The organism is Sphingomonas endophytica, assembly GCF_001476895.1.
GTDB classification, from domain to species: domain Bacteria; phylum Pseudomonadota; class Alphaproteobacteria; order Sphingomonadales; family Sphingomonadaceae; genus Sphingomonas; species Sphingomonas endophytica_A.
On sequence record NZ_LDTB01000094.1, the window covers coordinates 1 to 7,347 of the forward strand.

At 73.4% G+C, this 7,347-nt stretch carries 7 protein-coding genes; all 7 read left to right on the top strand.

The annotated features are described in order from the left end of the window. The first annotated feature begins 127 nt into the window (after positions 1 to 127). Complete coding sequence (locus NS334_RS19440) at positions 128 to 415, top strand: hypothetical protein (RefSeq protein ID WP_058756960.1); 288 nt, start codon at positions 128 to 130, stop codon at positions 413 to 415. Next, the gene (locus tag NS334_RS16075) at positions 415 to 2,673 is read left to right on the top strand and encodes a DUF2460 domain-containing protein (RefSeq protein ID WP_058756965.1); all 2,259 of its coding nucleotides are present in this window, start codon (positions 415 to 417) and stop codon (positions 2,671 to 2,673) included. The genes NS334_RS19440 and NS334_RS16075 overlap by 1 nt, the downstream gene beginning before the upstream one ends. After that, the gene (locus NS334_RS16080) at positions 2,670 to 3,473 is read left to right on the top strand and encodes a DUF2163 domain-containing protein (RefSeq protein WP_058756961.1); all 804 of its coding nucleotides are present in this window, start codon (positions 2,670 to 2,672) and stop codon (positions 3,471 to 3,473) included. The genes NS334_RS16075 and NS334_RS16080 overlap by 4 nt, the downstream gene beginning before the upstream one ends. Further along, the gene (locus NS334_RS16085) at positions 3,470 to 3,868 is read left to right on the top strand and encodes a hypothetical protein (RefSeq protein WP_058756962.1); all 399 of its coding nucleotides are present in this window, start codon (positions 3,470 to 3,472) and stop codon (positions 3,866 to 3,868) included. The genes NS334_RS16080 and NS334_RS16085 overlap by 4 nt, the downstream gene beginning before the upstream one ends. 1 nt (position 3,869) lies before the next feature. After that, positions 3,870 to 5,993: a phage tail protein gene (locus tag NS334_RS16090; protein ID WP_058756963.1), complete on the top strand. Its 2,124-nt coding sequence runs from the start codon at positions 3,870 to 3,872 to the stop codon at positions 5,991 to 5,993. After that, on the top strand, positions 5,990 to 6,493 hold the full coding sequence (locus NS334_RS16095; RefSeq protein WP_058756964.1) for a DUF2793 domain-containing protein: 504 nt from the start codon (positions 5,990 to 5,992) through the stop codon (positions 6,491 to 6,493). Before NS334_RS16090 ends, NS334_RS16095 begins: the two co-directional genes overlap by 4 nt. Before the next feature lie 131 nt (positions 6,494 to 6,624). Further along, on the top strand, positions 6,625 to 7,347 hold a 723-nt coding region (locus tag NS334_RS16100), incomplete at its 3' end, for an outer membrane protein (RefSeq protein ID WP_241491999.1).

Genomic DNA, 7,347 nt, shown 5'->3' on the forward strand with positions numbered 1-7,347 from the left:
CCTGGCTGTGGCGTCCCCGCTCAGCGATCCCCCGCCCCCCCCCCTCCTGCGGCGGGCCGCGGACCGTGCGCCCCCCGTGGCGCCGCGTCCTCGCCATCGCCGCGGGCGCGCGGCCGCGCCCGCCGGCTTGATCGTGATCGCCACCCGCACCTCGCGCGCGCCACCGGCACCGGGCCCGATGCCGGGCACCGCCACCTGCCCGCTGCTGGTCGGCACGAACACCTCCGGCCCCCGCTCGCCGACCAGCAGCGGGCAGGTGGCGGTGCCCGGCATCGGGCCCGGTGCCGGTGGCGCGCGCGAGGTGCGGGTGGCGATCACGATCAATGCCGGCAGCGGCGGCGCGCCCGAGGCGATGGCGCGGTCGAGCCGGCAGGTGGCGCGCGCGGTGCGCGACGCGCTGACGGAGGCGGGGTGATGGGATATCGCTTGCTGGCGGCGCGCACGCATGCCGCCGAAGGGGTGCTGACGCGCTTCGATCCGATGTTCTGGACCGTCAATTTTCCGCGCCCGATGATGGCGGCGGTGACGACGACCGCGCCCGACGCGCTGCGGATCGATGCGGTGTTCTACCAGCGCGACGATCTGGCCGGGGTGATCTGGGAGAGTGCGGACGCGCACGATCATCCGCTGCTCGCCTATGACACGGCGCGCGACTATCGCGACTGTCGGCTGTCGTTCCGATGGCGTTCGGCCGGCGTGCTGGCGCTGGACGTGCGCCACGGCCCGGTGCTGACGATCGAGGGCCGCGATGCCGCCGGGCAGCCCCGCGCCTGGTATGTGCGGCTGTGGAATTACGCGACCGGCACGCCGACCGACGCGCGGGTCGCGATCGATTTCGCGACCGTGCAGGGCGGGTTCCTGTTGCCCGGCGAGGCCGATCCGGTGTGGGCGGGCGATGTCGACCGGATGTTCGTGTCGCTGGTCGCGCCGGGTTACGACGAGGCGGGCGGGGCGCTGCCAGAGCCGGTCGAGGGCTGGGCCGAGCTGAGCGCGATCGCGTGCGAGGGGGCGGGCGCGGTGATCGCGATCGGCGACACGGTGCTGCCCGAGCACGATCTGCGGATCGCGAGCGGATATGACGACAGCTATCACCTGACCCCGGCGCGGCTGCTGCGCAACGCGCTGCACCTGGGGTATCGCGGCGCGATCGTCCACTATGTCGGGATGAGCCATTACTTCCGGCTCTCCGGCGGCATGGTGACGACGGCGGGCGAGGCGCTGAACGTCGCCTGCGCGGCATGGCATCGCGACCTTGCGCAGCGGGCGAAGGCGCTGGGATACGACCTGATCTGGTCGCTGTCCTACGAATTGTTCGACGCGCATTGCCCGGCGGCGTGGAAGCAGCGCGCGGCGGATGGCGGTGCGGCGCTGACCGGCTGGGTGCCGCCGTCCACGCTGCTGTCGCCGACGAACGCCGGGGCGATGGCGTACCTGCGCGCGGTGGCGGCGGCGTTCGTGGCGATCGGGAGCGGCGCGGGGCTGGCGCCGCATTTCCAGATCGGCGAGCCGTGGTGGTGGGTGACGCCCGGCGACGGGCGCCCCTGCATCTATGACGACAGCGCCCGGACGGCGTTCGCGCCGGTGGCGATCGCGAGCGTGCACGGCACGCTGGATGCGGCGCAGCGCGCCACGCTGGACCGGGCGGGGGCGGCGCTGGCGGCATCGACGGCGGGGCTGGCGGCGGCGGTCACGGCGCAGGCGCCGGGGTGCACGACCTATCTGCTCGCCTATCTGCCGACCGTGCTGGACGCGCGCGCGCCGGAGGCGAAGCGGATGAACATGCCGCTGGGCTGGGCCGCGCCGGCGTTCGATGTGCTGCAACTGGAAGATTACGACTGGGTCACCGGCGGCGACACGGTGGCGAGCGCGCGCGGCGCGGCGGCGGCGACGCTGCGGCTCGGCTATCCGGTGGAGCGGCAGGACTATCTCGCCGGCTTCGTGCTGCGCGGCGCGGATGCGGCGCAGTGGCGCGCGATCGTCGCGGCGGCGGGGGCGGCGCAGGCTCGGGGCGTGCCGCATGTCTATCTCTGGGCGCTGCCGCAGGTGCTGCGCGACGGCGTGATCTACTGGCGGGAGGAGGATGAGGTGCAGGCGTTCGACGACGTGATGTTCCCGCTGGCGCTGGGGCGCGAGGCGGAGGTGACGCCGACCTTCTCCACGGGCGTGACGACCAGCGCGGGCGGGCGCGAGACGCGCCGCGTCGGCTGGGCGGAGGCGCGCACCCGCTACGACGTGGGTCCGGGGGTGCGCAGCGAGGCGGATGTCGCGGCGTTGCTGGCGTTCTTCCGCGCGCGGCAGGGGCCGGCGCGCGCGTTCCGGCTGCGCGATCCGTTCGACTGGACCGCGACCGACGAGCCGATCGGGACCGGCGACGGCGCGACGCGCGGCTTCGCGCTGGTTCGCCGCTACGGCGACGCGGTGCGGCGGATCACGCGGCCGGTGGCGGGCAGCGTGCGCGTGTCGGTAGGCGGCGTCGCGACGCAGGCCTTCACGCTGGCGTCGGGCGGGATGGTGACGTTGGATGCGGCCCCGGCGGCGGGGGTTCCGGTCCTTGCCTCGTTCGTCTTCGACGTGCCGGTGCGCTTCGCCGAGGACCGGTTGAGCGTGACGCGTGCCACGCATCTGGCGGGCCATGCCCCGTCGGTGCCGCTGATCGAAGTGCGCGAGGCATGAGCGACCGGCTGGTGGCGCAGGCGCTGTGCTGGCGGGTGGAGCGGCGCGATGGCGTGATGGCGGCCCTGACCGATCACGACCGCGACCTGACGGCCGCGGGGATCACGTATCGCGCGGCGCCGGGGATGACGCCCTCGGCGATCGTGCGCGGCGAGGGGCTGGACGCCGATACGATGGAGGTGACCGGGGCGCTGGGCGGCACGGCCTTCGCGCGCGACGACCTGCTGGCCGGGCGCTGGGACGGCGCGCGCGTGATGGTGAGCGCGATCGACTGGAGCGATGCGGACGCGGTGCCGGTGCCGCTGGGCGAGGGGACGATCGGCGAGGTCGAACTGCGCGCGGACGGGTTCACCGCCGAACTGCGCGGGCCGCAGGTGCGGCTGGAGCGGCCGGTGACCGAGGCGACCTCCGCCACGTGCCGCGCGACGCTGGGCGATGCGCGGTGTCGGGTGGCGATGGCGCCGCGGCGGCGGTTCGCGCGGGTGGTGGCAAGCGAGGGCGAACGGGTGACGCTCGATCGCGGCGAGCCGGCCGCCAATGGCTATGCCGAGGGCGTGTTGCGCTGGTTCGGCGGCGCGAATGCCGGGCTGAGCGGCGCGATCGAACGGTCGGAGGGGGCGGTACTGACGCTGCGCGCGCCGCCGGCGTTCGTGGTGGCGCCAGGGACGCTGGTGGAGGTGGTGGAGGGGTGCGACCGGCGGATCGCGACCTGCGCGGCGCGGTTCGGCAATGTCGCGAACTTCCGGGGCGAGCCGTATCTGCCAGGTATCGACCTGCTGACGCGCTATCCGGGCGCGTGACGCCGAGCGAGCGGGTGTGCGCCGCCGCGCGGGCGCTGGTGGGGGTGCGCTTCCGGGCGCAGGGGCGCGATCCGGCCTGGGGGCTGGATTGCGTCGGCGTGGTCGCGGTCGCGCTGCGCCACGCGGGAGCGGCGGTGGCGCTGCCGCGCGATTACGCGACCGCGCGCGGCGTGTTGCCGGCGGGGGCGGTGCCGGCGGCGATGCGGCACTGTGACGGGACGGCGGCGGGCGACGTGCTGCTCTGCCGCGTCTCGCCCGCGCAACTGCATCTGGCGATCCGCAGCACCGACGGAATCATCCACGCCGATGCGCAGGCGCGGCGCGTGGTGGCGCGGCCCGGCGCGGTGCCGTGGCCGATCGAGGGGGCGTGGCGCTGGACGCCGCAAGGAGACTGACATGGCGACATTGGTGCTGACCGTGGTCGGCGGCGCGATCGGCGGGCCGGTCGGCGCCGCCGTGGGCGCGGCCGTGGGACAGGCGATCGACCGCGAGGTGCTGTTCGCGCCCAAGGGGCGGCAGGGACCGCGCCTGTCGGATCTGAAGATCCAGACTTCCTCCTATGGCGCTCAGATCCCGAAGGTGTTCGGGACGATGCGCGTCGCGGGCTGCGTGATCTGGGCGACCGAGCTGATCGAGACGCGCAGCACCGCGCGGGGCGGCAAGGGGCGGCCGAGTGTGACCGGATACCAATATGCCGCGTCGTTCGCGGTCGCGCTGTCGGCGCGGCCGATCGTCGGGGTCGGGCGGATCTGGGCCGAGGGCAAGTTGCTGCGCGGCGCGGCCGGCGACTGGAAGACGCCGGCCCTGTTCCGGCTGTACCGGGGTGACGAGCGGCAGGTGTCCGACCCGCTGATCGCGTCGATCGAGGGACATGCGCCGGCACATCGCGGGCTGGCCTATGCCGTGTTCGAGAATCTGCCGCTCGCCGATTTCGGCAACCGCATCCCGGCGCTGACCTTCGAGGTGATCGGCGACGGCGCGCCCCCCGCGATCGGGGCGGTGGCGCGCGAACTGGGGGCGGGGGCGATCGTCGGCGCGGGGCCGGCGACGGCGTTGCATGGCTATGCGGCATCCGGCGACAGTGTGGCGGGCGCGCTGGAGACGCTGGCGACCGTCGTGGGGGCGTGGTGGGTGCCGTCGGGCGACGCGCTGCGCATGGTGGATGCCGCCGGCGCGGCCCTGGCGCTGGACGACGACGTGGCGGTGACCGAGCTGCGCCGGCCGATCGAGACGGTGCCGCGCCAGCTTGGCCTGTCGTGTTACGATCCGGCGCGCGACTATCAGATCGGGGTGCAGCAGGCGCAGCGGCCCGCTGGAGCGGGGTGGCGCGATGTCACGATCGATGTTCCGGCCGCGCTGGACGCGACCCAGGCGCGCGGCGTGGCGCAGGCGACGATCCGGCGCGCGGAACAGGCGCGGGTGACGCGGCGCGTCACGCTGGACGCGACCGCGATCGGCATCGCGCCCGGCGATGCGCTGTCCATGCCGGGCGGCGCCGGCACGTGGCGCGCGACGCGGGTGACGGTCGAGGGGCGTGGCGTGACGCTGGACATGCTGCCGGTGACGCCCGCGCCGGTCGCGCTGCCCGCCGACGCCGGGCAGGTGCGGGCGGCGCCCGACCGGCTGGCGGCGGGCACGGTTCTGGTCGCGGCCGAGCTGCCCCCGCTCGACGACGTACGCGTCGAGACGGTGCGGATCGCGGTGTTCGCAAGCGGCGACCGTCCCGGCTGGCGCGGAGCGGCGCTGCTGACGAGTGACGACGGCGGGGCGAGCTGGGAGGCGGCGGGCGCCGCGGCCGCGCCGGCGGTGCTGGGATCGCTGGCGGCGCCGGCGGGTGACGGCAGCGAACGGCTTGTCGATCGGATGACGGCGGTCGACGTGCTGCTGGCGCACGACGACATGGTGCTGCTGTCGATCGACGACACGGCACTGGATCGCGGTGGCAATCTGGCGTTCGTCGGCGGCGAGCTGCTGCAGTTCCGGGACGCGGTGCGACTGGGGCCGGGGCGCTGGCGGCTGACGACGTTGTTGCGCGGGCGGCGCGGAACGGCGGCGCGGGCCCATGCGACCGGTGCCGCCTTCGTGCTGGTCGAGGCCGAGGCGATGGCGATGCTGGTCTTGCCGCGCGCGCGGGTCGGCGAGACGATCCGGCTGCTGGCAAGTGGAAGCGGCGACGCGCAGCCGGCGGCGACGCAGGTACTGTTGACCGGCGCGTCCATCGCGCCGCCCGCGCCGGTGCGCTTGCGCGCGACGCGAACGGCGACCGGCACGACGCTGCGCTGGGTCCGCCGCAGCCGGCTGGGGTGGCGATGGGACGACGGGCTCGAGGTACCGCTGGGCGAGGAGCGCGAGGCCTATGCGGTGACGATCGGCGACGGCGCGGAGGCTCGACCGCTGATGAGCGACGCACCGGTCGTGACGCTGCCCGCCGGTACGAGACGGGCCACGGTGCGGCAGCAGGGGATGCTGGCGATGTCCCCAGCGGTCGAGATCATGATCAGCGAGGGAGATGGACGATGACCGACGAGGATACGGCGCGGCTGGCACTGCCGCTGCTGGCGGCGGGGCAGGCCCAGAAGGAAACGTGGCACAACGAGGCGCTCGCGCTGCTGGACATCGCGGTGCAGGCGACCGTCGAGGAGGTGGGGCGCAACGCGCCGCCGGCCGCGCCGGCGCCGGGCGCGTGCTGGATCGTCGGTACCGCGCCGAGCGGCGACTGGGCGGACCATGCCGGTGCCATCGCCGGCTGGACCCCCGGCGGCTGGCGCTTCATCGCCCCCCGCGCCGGGTTTCGCGCGTGGCATGGGACGACGGGACAGGAAGCCGTGTTCGACGGTACGACGTGGCGACGCGGCGAGGTGCGGGCCGCCCGGGTGCTGGTGGACGGGCAGCAGGTGATCGGCCCGCGCGGCGCGGCGATCGTGATGCCGACCGGTGGCTCGACGGTCGACAGTGAAATTCGTTCGTGCGTTGCAACCATCTTGAATACCTTGCGAGATCATGGGCTTATTGCAATCTGAAGGCCGTTTTCGAACCATTGCGGCTGTGACTTTCGCGCCACACCGGCCGGTATTTGTCAGCTTGTCCGGAAACCATCCTTTCGATAGTGAGTTTGCGCTGTCCGTAGTGACACCATGGAAAGGGGATTATGATGCGTAAGCTTGCCATGATCATGGCGCTTGCCTCCACCGCCCTCGCAACGCCGGCGCTTGCGCGCGACAAGGCGTGGTATGTAGGCGTTGAAGGCGGTGCGATGATCGTCGAGGATATCGACTGGGATATCACCGGCACCGCGACCAGCCGTACCGGCACCGGCACCGCCGACCACGATTACGGTTGGGATGTCGATGGCGTCGTCGGTTACGACTTCGGCGCGTTCCGCCTCGAGACCGAGGTCGGCTATCGCCGTGCGTCGCTCGACGCGTTCCGCACGACCGCCGGTCTGCCGATCAGCGCGACGGCCCAGGCGAACCCGGGCACGTTCAACAATGTCGGCGGCCGTACCTCGGCGCTGAGCTTCATGGTCAACGGCCTGCTCGACTTCGGGCCGGACGACGGCCTGCAGGGCTTCGTCGGCGGTGGTGCCGGTGTCGCGCGCGTTCAGGCGCGTATCGACCCGACGAACAACTACCGTCTGCTCGACGACTCGGACACCGTCTTCGCCTGGCAGGCGCTGGCCGGCATCCGTGCGCCGCTGACCGACAACATCGACGTCTCGCTGAAGTATCGCTTCTTCAACGCCGACAACGTCAAGCTGTATGATGCGCGTGGCAGCCAGTACGATGGCCGCTTCCGCTCGCACAGCCTGCTCGGTGGCGTGACGTACAACTTCGGTGCGCCGGAAGAAGCGGCTCCGCCGCCGCCCCCGCCGCCC

Coding starts and splice junctions, on each gene's coding strand:
- NS334_RS16075 (WP_058756965.1), top strand. CDS start 415: ATGGGATATCGCTTGCTGGCGGCGCGCACGCATGCCGCCGAAGGGGTG.
- NS334_RS16080 (WP_058756961.1), top strand. CDS start 2,670: ATGAGCGACCGGCTGGTGGCGCAGGCGCTGTGCTGGCGGGTGGAGCGG.
- NS334_RS16090 (WP_058756963.1), top strand. CDS start 3,870: ATGGCGACATTGGTGCTGACCGTGGTCGGCGGCGCGATCGGCGGGCCG.
- NS334_RS16095 (WP_058756964.1), top strand. CDS start 5,990: ATGACCGACGAGGATACGGCGCGGCTGGCACTGCCGCTGCTGGCGGCG.